19 protein-coding genes are annotated in these 15,859 nt (G+C 64.8%); 6 read left to right on the top strand and 13 right to left on the bottom strand.

The genetic code is table 11. The features are described from left to right. The first annotated feature begins 586 nt into the window (after positions 1-586). On the top strand, positions 587-1,912 hold the full coding sequence (locus YUU_RS0111690; RefSeq protein ID WP_027522530.1) for a TROVE domain-containing protein: 1,326 nt from the start codon (positions 587-589) through the stop codon (positions 1,910-1,912). A 52-nt stretch (positions 1,913-1,964) separates the two neighbouring features. Here YUU_RS0111690 and YUU_RS50695 read toward each other — a convergent pair whose 3' ends face one another. The 4 genes from YUU_RS50695 to YUU_RS0111670 are packed head-to-tail and all read right to left on the bottom strand — an operon-like array spanning position 1,965 to position 3,883. Next, positions 1,965-2,276, bottom strand: coding sequence for a hypothetical protein (locus YUU_RS50695; protein ID WP_371260483.1), 312 nt, complete (start codon positions 2,274-2,276; stop codon positions 1,965-1,967). Next, positions 2,216-2,956 carry a thioredoxin family protein gene (locus tag YUU_RS0111680; protein ID WP_027522529.1) on the bottom strand — a complete coding sequence of 247 codons (741 nt, stop codon included), beginning with the start codon at positions 2,954-2,956 and terminating at the stop codon, positions 2,216-2,218. The genes YUU_RS50695 and YUU_RS0111680 overlap by 61 nt, the downstream gene beginning before the upstream one ends. A gap of 34 nt (positions 2,957-2,990) precedes the next feature. Beyond that, positions 2,991-3,524, bottom strand: coding sequence for an SRPBCC family protein (locus tag YUU_RS0111675; protein WP_027522528.1), 534 nt, complete (start codon positions 3,522-3,524; stop codon positions 2,991-2,993). Between the two features lie 11 nt (positions 3,525-3,535). Beyond that, a complete protein-coding gene (locus YUU_RS0111670) occupies positions 3,536-3,883 on the bottom strand; it encodes a helix-turn-helix transcriptional regulator (RefSeq protein WP_198031735.1) in 348 nt (115 codons plus the stop codon). Between the two features lie 152 nt (positions 3,884-4,035). Here YUU_RS0111670 and YUU_RS0111665 point away from each other — a divergent pair, with 152 nt between their 5' ends. Beyond that, positions 4,036-5,376, top strand: coding sequence for an RtcB family protein (locus YUU_RS0111665; protein ID WP_027522526.1), 1,341 nt, complete (start codon positions 4,036-4,038; stop codon positions 5,374-5,376). 75 nt (positions 5,377-5,451) lie between these two features. On the opposite strand, the gene YUU_RS0111660 is transcribed toward YUU_RS0111665, so the two are convergent. Next, on the bottom strand, positions 5,452-6,639 hold the full coding sequence (locus YUU_RS0111660) for a serine hydrolase (RefSeq protein WP_027522525.1): 1,188 nt from the start codon (positions 6,637-6,639) through the stop codon (positions 5,452-5,454). Between the two features lie 245 nt (positions 6,640-6,884). Between YUU_RS0111660 and YUU_RS0111655 the strand changes: the two genes are divergently transcribed. Continuing rightward, positions 6,885-7,424 (top strand): hypothetical protein, encoded by a 540-nt coding sequence (locus tag YUU_RS0111655; RefSeq protein ID WP_027522524.1) that lies wholly within the window; start codon positions 6,885-6,887, stop codon positions 7,422-7,424. 33 nt (positions 7,425-7,457) lie between these two features. Here YUU_RS0111655 and YUU_RS0111650 read toward each other — a convergent pair whose 3' ends face one another. The 5 genes from YUU_RS0111650 to YUU_RS0111630 form a co-directional block, all read right to left on the bottom strand. Further along, positions 7,458-8,150, bottom strand: a complete 693-nt coding sequence (locus YUU_RS0111650) for a GNAT family N-acetyltransferase (protein WP_027522523.1) — start codon at positions 8,148-8,150, stop codon at positions 7,458-7,460. A gap of 5 nt (positions 8,151-8,155) precedes the next feature. Continuing rightward, a complete protein-coding gene (locus YUU_RS0111645; protein WP_027522522.1) occupies positions 8,156-8,497 on the bottom strand; it encodes a Lin0512 family protein in 342 nt (113 codons plus the stop codon). Between the two features lie 75 nt (positions 8,498-8,572). After that, a complete protein-coding gene (locus YUU_RS0111640; RefSeq protein WP_027522521.1) occupies positions 8,573-8,908 on the bottom strand; it encodes a hypothetical protein in 336 nt (111 codons plus the stop codon). A gap of 11 nt (positions 8,909-8,919) precedes the next feature. Beyond that, positions 8,920-10,569, bottom strand: a complete 1,650-nt coding sequence (locus YUU_RS0111635) for an acetolactate synthase large subunit (protein ID WP_027522520.1) — start codon at positions 10,567-10,569, stop codon at positions 8,920-8,922. Positions 10,570-10,687: 118 nt separating this feature from the next. After that, positions 10,688-11,851: an MFS transporter gene (locus tag YUU_RS0111630; RefSeq protein ID WP_156944237.1), complete on the bottom strand. Its 1,164-nt coding sequence runs from the start codon at positions 11,849-11,851 to the stop codon at positions 10,688-10,690. Between the two features lie 148 nt (positions 11,852-11,999). Between YUU_RS0111630 and YUU_RS0111625 the strand changes: the two genes are divergently transcribed. Continuing rightward, positions 12,000-12,353: an MmcQ/YjbR family DNA-binding protein gene (locus YUU_RS0111625; RefSeq protein WP_027522518.1), complete on the top strand. Its 354-nt coding sequence runs from the start codon at positions 12,000-12,002 to the stop codon at positions 12,351-12,353. 140 nt (positions 12,354-12,493) lie between these two features. On the opposite strand, the gene YUU_RS0111620 is transcribed toward YUU_RS0111625, so the two are convergent. Continuing rightward, positions 12,494-13,387: a LysR family transcriptional regulator gene (locus YUU_RS0111620; RefSeq protein ID WP_027522517.1), complete on the bottom strand. Its 894-nt coding sequence runs from the start codon at positions 13,385-13,387 to the stop codon at positions 12,494-12,496. Between the two features lie 102 nt (positions 13,388-13,489). Here YUU_RS0111620 and YUU_RS0111615 point away from each other — a divergent pair, with 102 nt between their 5' ends. After that, positions 13,490-14,230 (top strand): SDR family oxidoreductase, encoded by a 741-nt coding sequence (locus tag YUU_RS0111615; protein WP_027522516.1) that lies wholly within the window; start codon positions 13,490-13,492, stop codon positions 14,228-14,230. A 35-nt stretch (positions 14,231-14,265) separates the two neighbouring features. After that, entirely contained in the window at positions 14,266-14,508 is a 243-nt protein-coding gene (locus tag YUU_RS0111610; protein WP_027522515.1) for a 4-oxalocrotonate tautomerase family protein, read from the top strand. Here the strand turns inward: YUU_RS0111610 and YUU_RS0111605 are convergent. Then, positions 14,489-15,136, bottom strand: a complete 648-nt coding sequence (locus YUU_RS0111605; protein ID WP_027522514.1) for an O-methyltransferase — start codon at positions 15,134-15,136, stop codon at positions 14,489-14,491. The genes YUU_RS0111610 and YUU_RS0111605 overlap by 20 nt on opposite strands. A 12-nt stretch (positions 15,137-15,148) precedes the next feature. After that, positions 15,149-15,781, bottom strand: coding sequence for a PadR family transcriptional regulator (locus tag YUU_RS0111600; RefSeq protein WP_027522513.1), 633 nt, complete (start codon positions 15,779-15,781; stop codon positions 15,149-15,151). Positions 15,782-15,859 lie beyond the last annotated feature (78 nt).

Raw genomic sequence — 15,859 nt, 5'->3', positions numbered from 1 at the left:
ACAATCCTGTGTTGTCGTCACTGAAAGCCGATATCGCCCGTTCCCCAGCGTACCCATCAATGCCGATGCGAATGCTTCGGCCTGGCGGTGGTGAAGATGTCTGTTACTTCGGTAGAGCGCCGTCTTGGCTTGCCAACGTTTGGCTTGCCGGAGCGGAGGTCGCGGGTTCGTATCCCGCCGGCTGAAATGCCGTAGCTCAGTCCGCTCACAGAGCAGAACAGCATCGCCCGTTCCCCGCCACCCCCATCACGATCCGTGGTGAAGATAGCTGTTACTTCGACTGATAATCGAGAGGTCGCGGGTTCGAATCCCGCCCGGTGTACCATGCACCGGTAGCTCAGTGGCCAGAGCGCTACCCGGCTTGCAGGTAAGCTGCAAGCTGGGGTCTCAGCATCGCCTGTTCCCGGATCGTGTCATTCTCGTCACCACCGCCGGTGGTGAAGAGCGCTGTTACTTCGTGATCGCAACGGCGGTGCCTCGTCTCTTCCGAGATTGAGCCCGCTCTGTGAAGCCCGCAAGGGCAGTACAGCCTCGCTTGTTCCCCGGCACCGTTTTCATTCCATCATCAACTTAAGAGGAGGCCGTCATGGTCAGGCTCAACAAGATCGTTCGCGCCTTCACGCGTGAGGGCGCGCGCGCCGTGCGCTTCACGCCCGAGATGGAGCTGAAGCGCACGCTGATGAACTGCCTTCTCTGGGAGGACCAGTTCTACGAGGATGGCGTTTCGATCGCCGATCGCATCAAGGCACTCGTGCCCAAGGTCGCCCCTGCCCGCGTTGCGCAGCTTGCGATCGAGGCGCGCGAAATCATGAAGCTGCGGCACGCACCGCTCCTCGTGGTCCGCGAGATGGCGCGTAGCGAGAAGCATCGTGCGCTGGTTGCCGATACGCTCGCACAGGTGATCCAGCGCCCCGACGAGATGACGGAGCTGCTCGCGATCTACTGGGCGGACGCGCTCGGCCCTCAGCAGCAGCGCAAGCGTCAGCCGGTGTCGGCGCAGGTCAAGAAGGGTCTTGCCCGCGCGCTGACCAAGTTCGACGCCTATCAGCTCGCGAAGTACGACCGCGACGGCGCGGTGCGGATCAGGGACGTGCTGTTCCTGGTGCACGCCAAGCCGAAGGACGCAGCGCAGGAGAAGGTGTGGAAGCAGCTCGTCGACGGCGAGCTCGCCTCCCCCGACACCTGGGAGGTCTCGCTCTCGGCCGGCAAGAGCAAGCGCGAGAGCTTCGAGCGGCTGATCGCCGAGAAGAAGCTCGGCGGCATGGCGCTGCTGCGCAATCTGCGCCTGATGCAGAACGCGCAGGTGCCGCGCGATGTGATCGCGGGCGCGATCGAGGCGATGCGGACGGATCGTATCCTGCCCTATCGCTTCATCACGGCCGCGCGCTACGCGCCGGATTTCGAGCCCGAACTCGAAGGTGCGATGCTGAAGTCGGTCAAGGACCATGTGCGGCTGCCTGGCCGCACGCGGCTCCTGATCGACGTGTCAGGCTCGATGTTCACGCCCCTCTCCGCGCAGTCGGAAATGACGCGCGCGGAGGCCGCGTGCGGTCTTGCGATCCTCGCCCGCGAGGTCTGCGACGAGGTCGAGATCTTCACCTTCAGCAATGAGGTGGTGAAGGTCCCTCCCCGCCGCGGCTTTGCGCTCAGGGATGCGATCATCAACTCGCAGGCCCATGGCGGGACCTATCTCGGCAAGGCGGTGTCCGAGATCGACCGCAAGGGTGACCGGCTGATCGTCTTCACCGACGAGCAGAGCCACGACCGGGTGCCGGACCCTGCGGCGCGCGGAACGCTGGTCAACATCGCCTCGTATCAGCATGGCGTCGGCCACGGCGGCTGGACCCGCGTCAACGGCTTCTCGGAGGCCGTGGTCGCGTGGATCGCGGCGTCGGAGACCACGCTGCACTGATACGTCACACCAACGAACCGGGCGCGGCCTCCCGCGCCCGGCTCACTCGGTTTTACGCCGGGCCTTCAGCCGCACGGGGCAGCCCGGCGCGGCTGCCGATCAGCTTCAGCCAGGGCGCCAGATGGAAGGCGCTCATCAGCAGGTACATCGGGACCATTCCACCGAACGGCGACGCTCCCGCTGTCGAACACAACGCATCCAGCGATCCGCCGCCCAGAACGGCCGTCAGCAGCGCCATGATCGCGAAGGTCGGCGCGGCCGCGAGGCGTAGCCAATTGGCCGCACCGATCGCGGCGGTCTTGCTCACGACTTTGCGCTCTGTTTCCGGAACGCCGCCTCTCCGGCGTCCGACACCTCGACCCATCTCTTGTCGGGCGCTGCACCTGCCTCGTAATTGTCATGCCAGTTCCACCACTTGTAGGTCGGCGTCTGGGGATAGCCCTCGGGCGAGTCTTCCCACACCTCCTGCCGGCCGAGCGGTGTGATGTCGAGGTAATTCCAGGTACCTCCCATCTGCTCATCCCCGCGGTTGTTGATGAAATAGGTGCGGAAGACTTTGCTGCCGTCGCGGAAAAACACGTTGGTGCCGTGCCACTCGTCGACGCCGAAGTCGGCGTCGAAGCCGTCCGTGATCGTGTACCAGGGTATCTCCCACCCCATCCGTGCCTTCAGGGCTGCGATGTCTGCCTGCGGCGCACGCGAGACGAAGACGAGCGTGGTATCGCGCGCGTTCAGATGAGCAAGATGGGCGACCTGGTCGGCCACCATGGAGCAGCCACGGCAAGCGTGGTCGGGCCAGCCAAACACGCCCGGCTCGAAAAAAGCCCGGTAGACGATGAGCTGATGGCGGCCCGCGAACAAGTCGAGCAAGCTCGCTTTGCCCTCGGGTCCGTCGAAAGCGTAACTCTTCTCCACCGCAAGCCACGGCATCCGCCGCCGCTCAGCGGCCAGTGCGTCACGGGCTCGGGTTGAAGCCTTCTCCTTGACCAGCAACCGCTGACGCGCAGCTTCCCACTCCTGCGCCGAAACGACATGAGTCTGCATAGCTAACCTCCTGTTTGTTGTTCGGTGCGTTCCGTCAGCCCGGCAGCCGCCGGTCGTAGTCCTGCTGAAGCTGAGCCCAGCCATCCCAGAACGGCGCCGGCTCCTCGCCAGAGATCCGCGCGACCAGAATGTCGAGATGCATGTGCCAGCCGGCGCCGACCTTGAGCATGGTCGAGCGGTCGGGCAGACGACGATGGATCACGGTGAGCACCACGCCCTTTCCCTTCGGCTCCAGTTCGAAGGTCACGTCGCCGCTGTTGCTCCAGGCAATCGAAAGCTTTCGTGGCGGATCGCACTCGGTGATCCGGCTCTGCATCCGATGCTCTTCGGGAAAGCCGACCGGGCGCTTGCTTGGGGGATCGTTGAGCTCATCGTTGCGCCAGATGAACTCGAAGGGCGCTCCGACCCTCGTCTCCATCACGCCCGCCGCCAGCCATTTGCGGCGGAGGTCGCTATCGGTGAGATAGGCCCAGACACGCTCGATCGGTCCGGGCAGCAGGCGCTGAAGCCTCAGCGTCGTCGGTTCGATCAGTTCGCCATAGGCATCGGGCTTGGTCTTTGCATCCATCGTTCTGCTCCTCACTTCTTTTTTGCCTTCGCCTCGTCTTCGGCGCGCAGCAACGCCTCCAACGAGTCGAGCCTGTCATTCCAGAAGCGTTCGTAACGTCGCAGCCAGGCATCGGCTTCGGCGAGCCGAGCGGCCTGCAGCCGACACAGATGGGTTCGGCCGCGGATCGTGCGCGTGACGAGGCCTGCATTCTCCAGCACCCGAACGTGCTTCGAGGCGCCCGCGAAACTCATGCTGAACGGTGTCGCAAGCTCCCCGATCGTGAGCTCCCGTTCCGCCAGATGACCAAGCATTGCCCGCCGCGTTGGATCCGCGAGGGCATGAAAAACGGCGTCGAGATGCGCGAATTGTTCAACCATGTGGTTAAACATAGTCGACCGGTCTCGATTGTCAACCGATCGGTTTAATTATTTTTCACCGGAGTTCCGGCGGCTCCGAGCAGCTCGAGCTAGCCGGCAATGACCCGCGCGAGCCAGACGGCACGCGCGGAATGAAGTAGGAGAGCAAGACCATGCGACGACCCGATCCCTATCAGGAACGTGCCCGCGAACTGTGCCGCGCCGCCGGCGTCGATCCGGATTCGCGCGTCGGCGAAGGACGCGGCCAGCCTGCCTGGTGTCTCTATCGAGATGCCGCGCGCAAGGAACAACTGGCCCGTGAGACCAGTGCGGCCGCGAGCGAGATCGCCAACCTTCGCCCGCAGGAGGCGCGCTTCCAGAATGCGCCGCTGAAGATCTTCGGCGAGCATGATGAGGCGACCGTGGCGCAGATGCGCAACTGCATGGCGGTCGGCAATGTCGTATCCGGCGTGCTATGCGCCGACGGCCATCTCGGCTACGCCCAGCCGGTCGGCGGAGTCATCGCCTATGAGAAGCAGATCAGCATCTCCGGCGTCGGCTTCGACATCGGCTGCGGCAACATGGCCGCGCGTCTCGACACGCGCTTCGAGGACATCTCGGCGATCGTGCCCACGATCATCCGCGACGTGGCGAAGACGATCTCTTTCGGGATCGGCCGGGCCAACGCCGAGCGGGCCGAGCACGAGCTGTTCGACGATGGCGATGCGTGGCGCGAGAGCGATATGGAGGCCTATCGCCAGAAGGCTATAAGCCAACTCGGGACGGTCGGGTCCGGCAACCACTATGTCGACCTGATGCGCGACGAGGAAGGCTTTGTCTGGATCGGCGTCCATTTCGGCAGCCGCGGTCTCGGGCATACCTCGGCGACGCGCTACCTCAAGGCCGCCGGCGGCAAGGACGGCATGAACGTCCCGCCCGCCGTCGTCGACGAGGACTCCGAGCTCGGCCGCCGCTACATCGCGGCGATGCAGCTCGCCGGGCGTTACGCCTACGCGGGCCGCGAGTGGGTCGTGGAGCGCGTCCGCCAGATCATCGGCGGCAGCGTCACCGAGCGCATCCACAACCACCACAACTATGCCTGGCGCGAGACGCACGACGGCCGGGATTTGTGGGTGGTGCGCAAGGGCGCGACACCGGCTTTCCCTGGCCAAAAGGGATTCGTCGGCGGCTCCATGGGTGACGACGCCGTGATCCTCGAAGGCGTCGACAGTCCCGAGGCGAAGGCTTCGCTCTACTCGACCGTGCACGGCGCCGGCCGCCTGTTCGGACGCAAGGAGGCGAAGCGGCGCTTCACGCGCGTCGAGATGGACCGCTGGCTGAACGAGCGCGGCGTCACCCTCATCGGTGCCGACCTCGACGAAAGCCCGATGGCCTATCGGCGCCTGCCCGAGGTGCTCGCGCAGCACGCCGGCACCGTCAAGGTGCTGCACACGCTGCGGCCCTTCGCCGTAGCCATGGCCGGCGAAGGCGAGTTCGATCCCTGGAAGGACTGAAGCAAACAGTGAGTGGGAGGCGATGCCTCCCACTTTGTTTGCGCCGTTCACCTCCGGCGATCTTCGCGGAGCGCGTCAGCCTGCTCCCAATGCCTCGTAAGCGAGGCGCTTGAACTCAAAGAAGAACGGATTCCAGAAGCCCATCGCGCGCTGCGCCATCAGCACGCCGGCCGTATCGGCCGCCGGACATATCCACCAATGCGTGCCGGCAACGCCGCCCCACTGGAATTCGCCAGTCGAATTTGGGGGATCAAAAGGCGTCGGCGCGAAGGTGACGGCGCCGCCGAGCCCAAAGCCCTTGCCGGGAATGGCCCCGAGGGTCGCAAAACGGATGGTCTGGCCGCCGCCAAGCTGGTTCGTCATCATCTGCCGCAGCGTCTCGGGCTTCAAAAGCTCGCCCGATCCCGGGAGCAGCGCCCGCACCAGCGCGAGCATGTCCGGCAGAGTCGAGACTAGGCCGCCGCCGCCCGACAGCCGCGGGAACGGCCGGCGATAGGCTTGCGGAAAGGGCTGATCGTCGATCCGCCACAGGCCCGGCTTCATCGGATCGAGCACGTCGGCGCCACGATAATAGGCGACCAGCCTGCCCTGCGCGGCTTCCGGCACGGAAAAGCCGGTGTCGACCATGCCGAGCGGATCGAAGATGCGTGCCTTGAGGAAAGCATCGAGCGCCTCGCCGGATGCGACCTCCACGACGCGGCCGAGCACATCGGTTGCAACCGAATATTCCCAGCCCGTGCCGGGATGATAGGACAGCGGCAGATCGGCGAGCTTGTCGATCATGTCGGCGAGCGTCGTCAGCGGATTGAGCACCTTTGCTTCATTGTACCCCCTGAACAGCACGGTACCGGGATCGAAGATGCCGTAGCTGAGGCCGGAGGTGTGCGTGAGCAATTGGCGGATCGTGATCGGACCCTGCGCCGGCTCGACATCGGCAAGGCTCGTCGCGCCCTGCTTCAGCACCTTGCGATTGCCGAGCTGCGGCAGGAATTTCTCGATCGCGTCGTCAAGGCCGACACGACCTTCCTCGACCAGCAGCATGATCGCGCAGGTGACGACGATCTTGGTGTTGGAAAAAGCGCGGAAGATGTGATCGGGCCGGAGCGCCACGTTCGCCTCGCGATCGGCCAGCCCGACGCATTGCTGGTCGACGACCTCCCGCCCGCGCAGCACCGCCCAGGACACGCCGGCGACGATCTCCTGATCGACGTAGCGCTGCATCGCGGTCCGTGCGACGGAAAATTTCGGTGTCCTGGCGTCCATCTGCTGCTGTCTCCCTGAACTGGTTGACATCGATATAACGCCGAATCCCTGGCAGGAAAGCCTTTCCTTCGCGCCGGTGCCGGCGCACGCCAGCGCCGACATTTTTGTTTCGCCGCGTGTTCATCCGGATGCGAGCAACACAACGAAAAGCTCTGCAACCTTCCAGGCAAGAGCGCGTTAAGGGCGCGACCTTTAGCCTCACACCCATGTTAGGCGTATCTCAATCCAATCACGGGTGACCGGCAATGACCTCGATCTCTGCAACCTCCACCAGTTCCTATTCTCCTCTCGACCTCCTCAAGAGCGAGCTCACCAAGGAAGTCTCCGCGGGCACGATCAGCTCGAGCGACGAGTCTGCACTCTCGTCCGCGCTCGACGACATCGACTCGGCGCTCAAGAGCGGCAGCTCCAGCTCGAGCTCCTCCACGCCTCCTTCCCCCGACGAGATGCAGTCGAAAATTGACGACCTCATCCAGAATGAGGTGTCGAGCGGCAAGCTCACCAGCGATCAGGCGGATGAGCTGAAAAATGTGTTCGCCAACACGCTCTCCAATGGTGCCGGCGCTCCGCCACCGCCGCCGGATGCAAGCAGCGACTCATCGAGCACGAGCAGCACTGACTCCAGCTCCTCGTCCAGCTCGTCCTCCACCAGCACCGCTGACCTCATGAAGGAGCTGATCGCGCTGCTTCAGAATGCGACCAGCCAGTCGACCTCCTACAGCTCCAGCGGCAACGCGTCGTCCTCCTCCGCGTCGAGCTCGCTGCTCGTCGACTACAAGACCTGAGCCAAGGGGCTCGGTCGCTCGCGCCACCGGGCCTCACCCCTGCTTCTGCAGCACGGTGACATGCAGGCGGCGGCGGATGCTCATCCCCTGCCGCTGGTAGAGCGCGATCGCCGACGCGTTGTTGGAAAATACGTGCAGGAAGGGAGTTTCGCCCCGCGCCACGATCTGGCGCGCGATAGCTCCAAGCAGCGCCTGCGCATAACCGCGTCCGCGGTGATCGGGATGCACGCAGATTGCCGTCATCTCCGTGAAATTGCCGGGCTTCATCCGCTCGCCCGCCATCGCAACCAGTTCGCCACCGACGCGGATGCCGAGAAAGGTTCCGAGCTCGTGCGTCCGTTTGTTGAACGGACCGGGCTTGGTCAACTCGGTCAGCGCGACCATCGCCGGAACGTCATCGATCCCAAGCGTCACGATCTCGGCATCATGGAGCGGGCTTTCGACGGGCGTGCCGATCATCTGCTCGCCGGTCTCGGCCAGCAGCACCTTGTGTCCGGCCGGCGCGGCCACCGCGTCATGCGTGAACAGCACGACATATTCGGACGGCGACATCAACTCGCCCAGCTCCGCGTAGCTTGCTGGCGACAGATCGACCATGTCGGCGAAGGGTCCGATCGCGGAGGGATAGCGCAACGCCCGCGCACCGCCTTGCGACAGATCCCGCTGTCGTGTCGTCAGTGCGCTCCAGATCGGCCGGTCGAGCAGCGCCAAATCGGAATCGGACACGGGCTCTATTCCTTATCGAGACTCACGATCACGGCCGCATTGGCGATGATGATGGCGTCGCTGCCCTGCTCGGCCGGAATTTCGAGGCCGCCCTTGACTGCATTGACGGTCACGGTGCCGTAAGGCAGCTCCTTGGCCACCGCGTCCTTGTCGACGGTTTCCGGATTCGGCACCGCAATCGTGACGTCGACGAACATGTCGTTGGCGGTCTTGCCGAGCATGCGGAAGAATCCGAGGCTCGAATGCCTGATCGCATCCGACACCGCGCGCCTGGCCGCCTTGGTCGCGTCCTTGCCATGGACGTCGACGCCCATGCCCATCTCGGTGATACAGGGTACGCGGGGCATTTTTATTCCTGTGTTGGCGGGAATGTTGGGTTACGCAGCCTGACACATCGAGCATGGCTATCGCGATACTCCACGTCAGTCCTTCGCAAAGTGGGGCAAAATTCTGCGAATGTCCTCGAGCTTGTCTTCCGCCAAGCCTGCCAGAAGATTTTCTTCAAGATACCCTTCTCGAATTAGCCGGGCAAACACCCGAGGAAGCTGCGAGTAACGATAGTCGAACATCTCATCGATCTCCCGCCCCTTCTGACGAAGATAGTCTTCGACGGCCCACATCTCAGCAGGTGTTGTTACAGCGTTCGCCTTCGCCTTGAATTCGGCCATGACCTTGGCCAGCGCCGCGTCCCGTGCCGTATCGTAAGCCTTCCGTGCTGCCTTCTTTTCGGAGGCTGACCATTTGAGATCGTGGTACATTGTAGGCTCTTTCAAGATTTCGCCGTCTTGTCGCGGGCCCTGAGCTCATCGACCAGCACCCGCACATTCTCCGAATAGTCGATCGGGATCGAGATCAGGTGCACGCCGCCCTCTTTGAAGGCGGCATCGAGCGTCGGCACGAAACTGTCGATCGTCTCGATGCGATGGCCCTTGGCACCATAGGATTTCGCGTACAGGACGAAGTCGGGATTGCCGAAAGTTAGGCCAAAATCGGCAAAGTGATCGACCGCCTGCTTCCACCGGATCATGCCGTAGGCGTTGTCCTGAAGGATCAGCACGACGAAATTGAGCTTGAGCCTGACGGCGGTTTCCATCTCCTGGCTGTTCATCATGAAGCCACCATCGCCCGCGACCGCGAGCACGCGGCGCTCGGGATACAGCATCGCGGCCATCATCGCCGACGGCAGGCCGGCGCCCATCGTCGCCAGCGCATTGTCGAGCAGCAGCGTGTTCGCGACCCTGGTGCGGTAGTTGCGTGCAAACCAGATCTTGTACATGCCGTTGTCGAGCGCGACGATGCCGTTCTCCGGCATCACCTGCCGGATGTCGTGCACGATTCGTTGCGGCGTCGGCGGCCAGCGCGATTCAGTCGCGCGATCGGCGATATGCTCAAGAATCTGCTCGCGCAGCGGCAGCAGCGCGCCGGCATCCGGCAGCCGGCCTTCGAGGCGGTCGGCCAGCAATTCGAGGCTCGGCCCGACGTCGCCGACGACCTCCGCATCGGGGAAATAGACCTGCTCGACGCTCGCCGGCGTGTAGCTGACGTGGATCACCTTCGGGCCCGATGGCCCCATGATGAAGGGTGGCTTCTCGATCGCGTCGTGGCCGATCGCGATGATCAGGTCGGCGGCGTCGATGGCCTCGTGGACATAGTCACGCTCGGACAGTGCCGCGGTGCCCATATAGAGATTGGTGCCACCGGGGACGGTACCCTTGCCCATCTGCGTGGTGAAGAACGGGATCTGCGTCCGCCGCACGAAATTCGCGATGCCGTGGGTCGACCGCGGCCGGCTGGTCGCCGCGCCCATCATGACTAGCGGGCGCTTCGCCGCCAGGATCATCTCGGCGGCACGATCGAGCGCGGCGCGATGGGCGACGGGAATCTCGATCGGATGCACCGGGACCACCGGCACGGACGCCACCTCCTCGCCCGCGACGTCCTCAGGCAGTTCGAGATGCACCGGTCCCGGCCGCTCCTCCATCGCGACACGGAAGGCGTCGCGGACCACGGTCGGGATGCTCGACGCACTGACGATCTGCCGCGCCAGCTTTGTCAGCGGCTTCATGCTGGCCACAACGTCAACGATCTGGAAGCGCGCCTGCCGGCTGCTCATGATCGCCTTCTGACCGGTGATCATGAGCATCGGCATCGCGCCGAGATGCGCATAGGCCGCGCCCGTCGACAGGTTGAGCGCGCCCGGGCCGAGCGTGGAGAGACAGACGCCGGGCTTGCCGGTCAGCCGACCATGGGTTGCAGCCATGAAGGCCGCGGCCTGCTCGTGGCGGGTCAGGATCAATTCGATCTTGGAGTTGCGCAAGGACTCGACCAGGTCGAGATTTTCCTCGCCGGGGACGCCGAAGATGCGGTCGACGCCCTCATTCTCCAGCGCTGCGACAAACAGATCCGATCCCTTCACCATCCGTGCCTGGCCGCTCATGTCGCCTCCCCTCAACGATGCTCCGGCATTCCGCCGGAAAACTTGAACGGCATGGTAGCCGCCCGTGATGACAACTCAACTCACGATGCGGCGCGCCGCGCTAGCGGCTGCGTCCGCTTGAGCGGTCGCCCGACGTCACGATCCCCGCCGATAGCGTGACGAGGCACAAGAGCGCTCCGAGCATGGCAAACGCCATCGGCAGGCTCGCGATCCGCGCGACGAACCCGACACCGGCAGGTCCGACCAGAACGCCGGCATAGCCAGCCGTGGTAATCGCAGCAACGGCAAGGCCCGTGGGCATCGCTTGTTGCGAGCCCGCACGGCGAAACAGCACCGGCACCAGGTTCGAGGCGCCGAGGCCGATGAGCACGAACCCGGCCATCGCAATGGCAGCAACTGGTGCGACCAGCAGCACGACGAAGCCTGCAATCGCCAGCAGGCTGCCGACGATCAACGTGGCGCGATCGCCGACCCGCGCCACCACGGCATCGCCGCCCAGCCGGCCCGCGGTCATCGCGATCGAGAACAGCATGTAACCGAGCCCGCCTTGCGTGTCCGGCACGAGGCCCGCGCCGACGATGAGCAGCGCGCCCCAATCGAGCATGGCGCCTTCGACGAGGAACGTGACGGCGGCCAGCGCCGCAAGCACCAACACGATGCCGTGTGGCAAGACGAACAGCGGTCCGTCCTGCGCCTGTGCGCTCCGCAGCAACAGCGGCCAGGCCATGATCATCGCCGCCAGCATCAGGGCCGAGGCGATCAGCGTGCTCGCGAGCGGGCCGAGATGGATCGACAGCAGCAGCGTCATCAGGCTCGATCCAGCAAATCCGCCAATGCTGAACAACGCGTGGAAGCCCGACATCAGCGGACGCGTTGCAGCGCGCTCCACCTCAACCGCGTGAATATTCATGGCGACGTCGATCGAGCCGAGCGCGGCGCCGAACACGAACAGGGCGAGGCCCAGCGTGGCCGGCGTGCTCGCGACGACGAGCCACGGCAGGATTACCGCGAGGCCAAAGCCGCCGGCGAGAATGATCGGCTTGGTGCCGTAGCGCGCGCTCAAGGCGCCCGTCAGCAGCATCGCGGCAACCGAGCCGATGCCCAGACAGAGCAGGAGCAGACCGAGGATGCCGTCGTCGACCGCGAGCCGTTCCTTGGCAAACGGCACCAGCGGTGCCCAGCATGCGATGCCGAAGCCCGCAACGAGGAAGGACAGCCGTGTCGCGAGCCGGGTGGCCGGCCGGTCGGCTGACAACGTGTGCATGGGAACTCCGCAAGGGCTGAGGATTCGAAGAGCTGCTGGTAATGCGTGCCTCGGGCAAAACTGTGAAGCAGCACGGAAGTTTCGGCTTGTCGGCCTTCGCTCACTCAGCCAAAGATCTTGCCGCACCTTTTTCGCTTGTTGCCCTGACATGACTCCCAAACGCTTCGAAGCCCACTGCCTGCGACTACCTGCCGCAACCAAGATTGTGCAATGGGAAGGCACGTCGGTGTTCAAGGTCGGCGGCAAGATGTTCGCGCTGGCGCGCGGCTTCGTCGAGCAGTCAGGCGGCTTCATGTTCAAGACGTCGAACATGGCTTACGCGATGCTGATCGAGCAGGGTCTTGCACGGCCTGCTCCGTATCTGGCGCGGGCCAAATGGGTGCAGCTCATCGACAACGACGCGCTGCCCGACCCCGAGCTCGCAGCCTATCTCGACCAGGCCCATGCGCTCATCGTCGCGAAGCTGACGCGCAAGCTGCGTAAGGAGTTGCGCCTGTCGTGACGATCGCGATTGGCCCAAAGTCGTAAAGGCGATTTGCTCGACGGCACAAACGATTCCTTTTTTGTCGAAAACAACCCCATGCAAAGTAGAAATATGGCCTGGATCGTCCGGGATGTTGCATGCGGATCTCCCGCTCCCGGTCATAGCCGCGCCTGCGCAAAAATGCCGGCGATCCAGTCGAGGAAGACACGCAGCCGCAGCGTGAGCTGGCGGTTCTGCGGATAGAGCGCGAAGAGCGGGGTCGGCGACGGCGGGAAGCCGGCCAGCACCTCGACGAGCGCGCCGGCGGCGAGATCCTCAGCGAAGCGATAGCGCGGCGCCTGCACGAGGCCGAAGCCGAGCCGCGCGAGATCGGCCATGGAATCGGAATTGTTCACCCGGACCCGGCTCGGCAGCACGATGTGCCGAAGCGTACCCACGACGGAAAATTCCAGCGGCAGCACGTCACCGGTGCGCGAGGAGACGAAGGCCACCATCTGGTGCCCGTCGAGCGCATCCGGCGTCGCCGGCACGCCGTGGGCGGCAAGATAGGCCGGGCTTGCCACCGTGATCTCGGCGATGGTGCCGAGACGGCGCTGGATCATCCCGCTGTCGTCGGGCTCCCCCGAGCGGATCACGCAATCGACGCCCTCGCGCACGAGATCGACCAGACGGTCGCCCTGCCCGATCTGCAACTCGAGCAGCGGATAGCGCGCCAGGAATGCCGGCAGATGGGGCAGGATGAAGGTGCGGGTGAGCAGCGGATGCGCGTCGATGCGCAACAGGCCCCGCGGCCGCGCATCGCGCATCGCCGTCTCGGCCTCCTCGACCTCCGCGAGAATGGCGACGCAGCGCCGGTAAAAATCCGCGCCGTCGAGCGTCGGGGTGACATGTCGCGTCGTGCGTTCGAGCAGACGCGCGCCAAGGCGCGCCTCGAGGCCGCGCAACACCTCGCTCGCGGTCGAACGGGGAAGGCCGAGGTCGGCGGCCGCAGCAGTAAAGCTGCGCCTTTCTACGAGGCGGACGAACAGGCGCATGGCCTCGAAACGATCCATGGCCGATTGTTCACCATATCCGACAAGTGATGGCAAGCGGCGGGTAATTATCCGGCCAAAGCGATCAGATATCTCCTGTCCAGGGAAAGACAGGAGCGGACCATGACCAATCAAACTCAGCGTGTTGCCATCGTGACCGGCGGCTCCCGCGGCATCGGCGCCGCGATCGCCCGCCGCTTTGCGCGGGACGGCATCGCCGTTGCGATCAATTATGCGAGCGGCCGCGCCGCCGCGGACGAACTTGTCGCGGCCATCGAAGCCGCCGGCGGCCGCGCCATCGCCGTACAGGCCGATCTGGCCGATCCCGCGACGCCGGCGCGCCTGTTCGAGGCGGCCGAGCGCGCCTTCGGCGGGGTCGACATCGTCGTCAACAATGCCGGCATCATGGAGCTCGCATCGCTCGCCGAGGTGACCGACGCCGCGTTTGCGCGGCAGATCTCGATCAATCTGGAGAGCGTGTTCCGCTCCATGCGCGAAGCGGCGCGCCGGCTGCGCGACGGCGGCCGCATCATCAACTTCTCCTCCAGCGTCGTCGGCCTCTACCAGCCTGGCTACGCCGTCTACGCCGCGACAAAGGCAGCGGTCGAGGCGATGACGCACATCCTTGCCAAGGAGCTCGGCAGCCGGCGCATCACCGTCAATGCGGTGGCGCCGGGACCGGTCGAGACGCGGCTGTTCCTCGAGGGCAAGACCGAGCAGCAGGTGCGCGCCATCGCCGGCATGAATCCATTCGGCCGGCTCGGCCAGCCCGACGACATCGCCGGCCTCGTCGCCTTCCTCGCCAGCGCCGACAGCGGCTGGGTCAACGGCCAGATCATCCGCGCCAATGGCGGCGTGATCTGACGCGCGCCACGACGCGTTGCAGGGAGTTACCCGACATGCCATTCGTCAACATCAAGATCCCGCAGGCCGCGCTGTCACGGACGCAGAAGGCCGAGATCGTGCACCGCCTCACCGCGCTGTTCGTCGACTATTTCGGCGAAGCGGCGCGGCCGCACACGATGGTGCTGATCGAGGAGGTGCCCGACGGCGGCTACGGCCGCGCCGACGGGGTGTTCGTGATCCCGGACGCCTATCGCGCGAGCGATGGCGGCAGAGTGGTCATGCCACTTTCAGGCTGAGCTCCGTCCCGCCCTTGAGCGGCAGCGTCATCGAGACGAAGCCGTTTTTGGGATCGCGGATGAACTCGAGGAAATCGGGTTCGGCATTGTCGTTCATGACGTAGCCGCCGATGCGAAGCTGCGGCGCGACGATCTCGATCACCTGGCGCGCGAGCGAAGGACCCTCCTCGCCTGGCCAACCGTCGATCAGGATGAAGTCGACGGGGCCGCCGAGATCGCCCAGCGTCTTGCGCGCATCGCCCTCGCGGATCTCGGCGTAGGCGGATAGCCCCGCGTCGTCGAGATTGCGCCGGGCGGTTGCGACCTTGGCCGGCACGATCTCCGAGCCGATCACGGTGCCGCCGCCATTGTCGCGCATCGCAGCCGCAAAATACAGCGTCGACATGCCGACGGAGGTTGCGAACTCGGCAACGCGCGTCGCGCGCATGCCTCTGCACAACAGGTAGATCAGCTCGCCCTGCTCGGGATGGATCGAAAAACCCTGCTCGGCATAGGCATGCGGATCGCGGCTGCTGAATCCGCCGCGCGGTCCGCCGCCCGGTGGACGGCGGCGCACGGCCTGCATGCGTTCGATCACGGCGTTGACGCGCGCATCCTGGATCGGGCTGTGCGGTTGATCTTGCGACATGATCGTATTCCCTCAGCTCCGCAGAATTTCGGCCGCCGCACGGTCGAGAATCTTGGCGATGCGTCGCGCCTCATCGGCATCGCAGCCGTGCTTGGAACGCAGTGCTCGCTTGAGGCCATGGCGGGCGCGATGCAGCTCGTCGGAGGCATCCGCATCGAGATCGCTGACGCCGGCAAAGGCCTCGCGTACCTCGTCCATGCGGCGTCCGATCCGCGACAGCGCCTGAAGGATCGCATCCGCGGTGGCGCGATACTCGGCGAGATGGGCCTGGCCCTGCGCGGTGATGCTGTAGCGCTTGCGGCCGGCGTCCTGCTCGACGCTGGCGTGCCCAACCTCTTCGAGATAGGTCAGCGCCGGATAGATCACACCGGGGCTCGGGCTGTAAAAACCATCCGAGCGCTCCTCGATGGTCTTGATCAGCTCGTAGCCGTGCGCCGGCTGATCGGCGAGCAGTGCGAGGATGACGAGCTGGAGGTCCTGCGACGAAAGCCGCCGTGCGCCCGGAAAGTCGGCGCCACCGCCGCGTCCGAAGAAGCCATGCCCGCCACGGCCGAAGCGACGCCCGCCATGCCGGCCCATGGCGAATGCGAAACGGAATTCCCGGTCTTCTCTCTCGTGTCGATTGTGGTGCTTGTCTCGAAACATATCTTAGGCCTCCATTGTTAGATATATCGTAAGATATGTTTTGCGATTTAAAGTGCAAGGCACAAGACCGTGATCGCC

The organism is Bradyrhizobium sp. Ec3.3, assembly GCF_000472925.1.
Taxonomy (GTDB): domain Bacteria; phylum Pseudomonadota; class Alphaproteobacteria; order Rhizobiales; family Xanthobacteraceae; genus Bradyrhizobium.
This window is presented reverse-complemented; position numbering and strand designations above follow the sequence as displayed.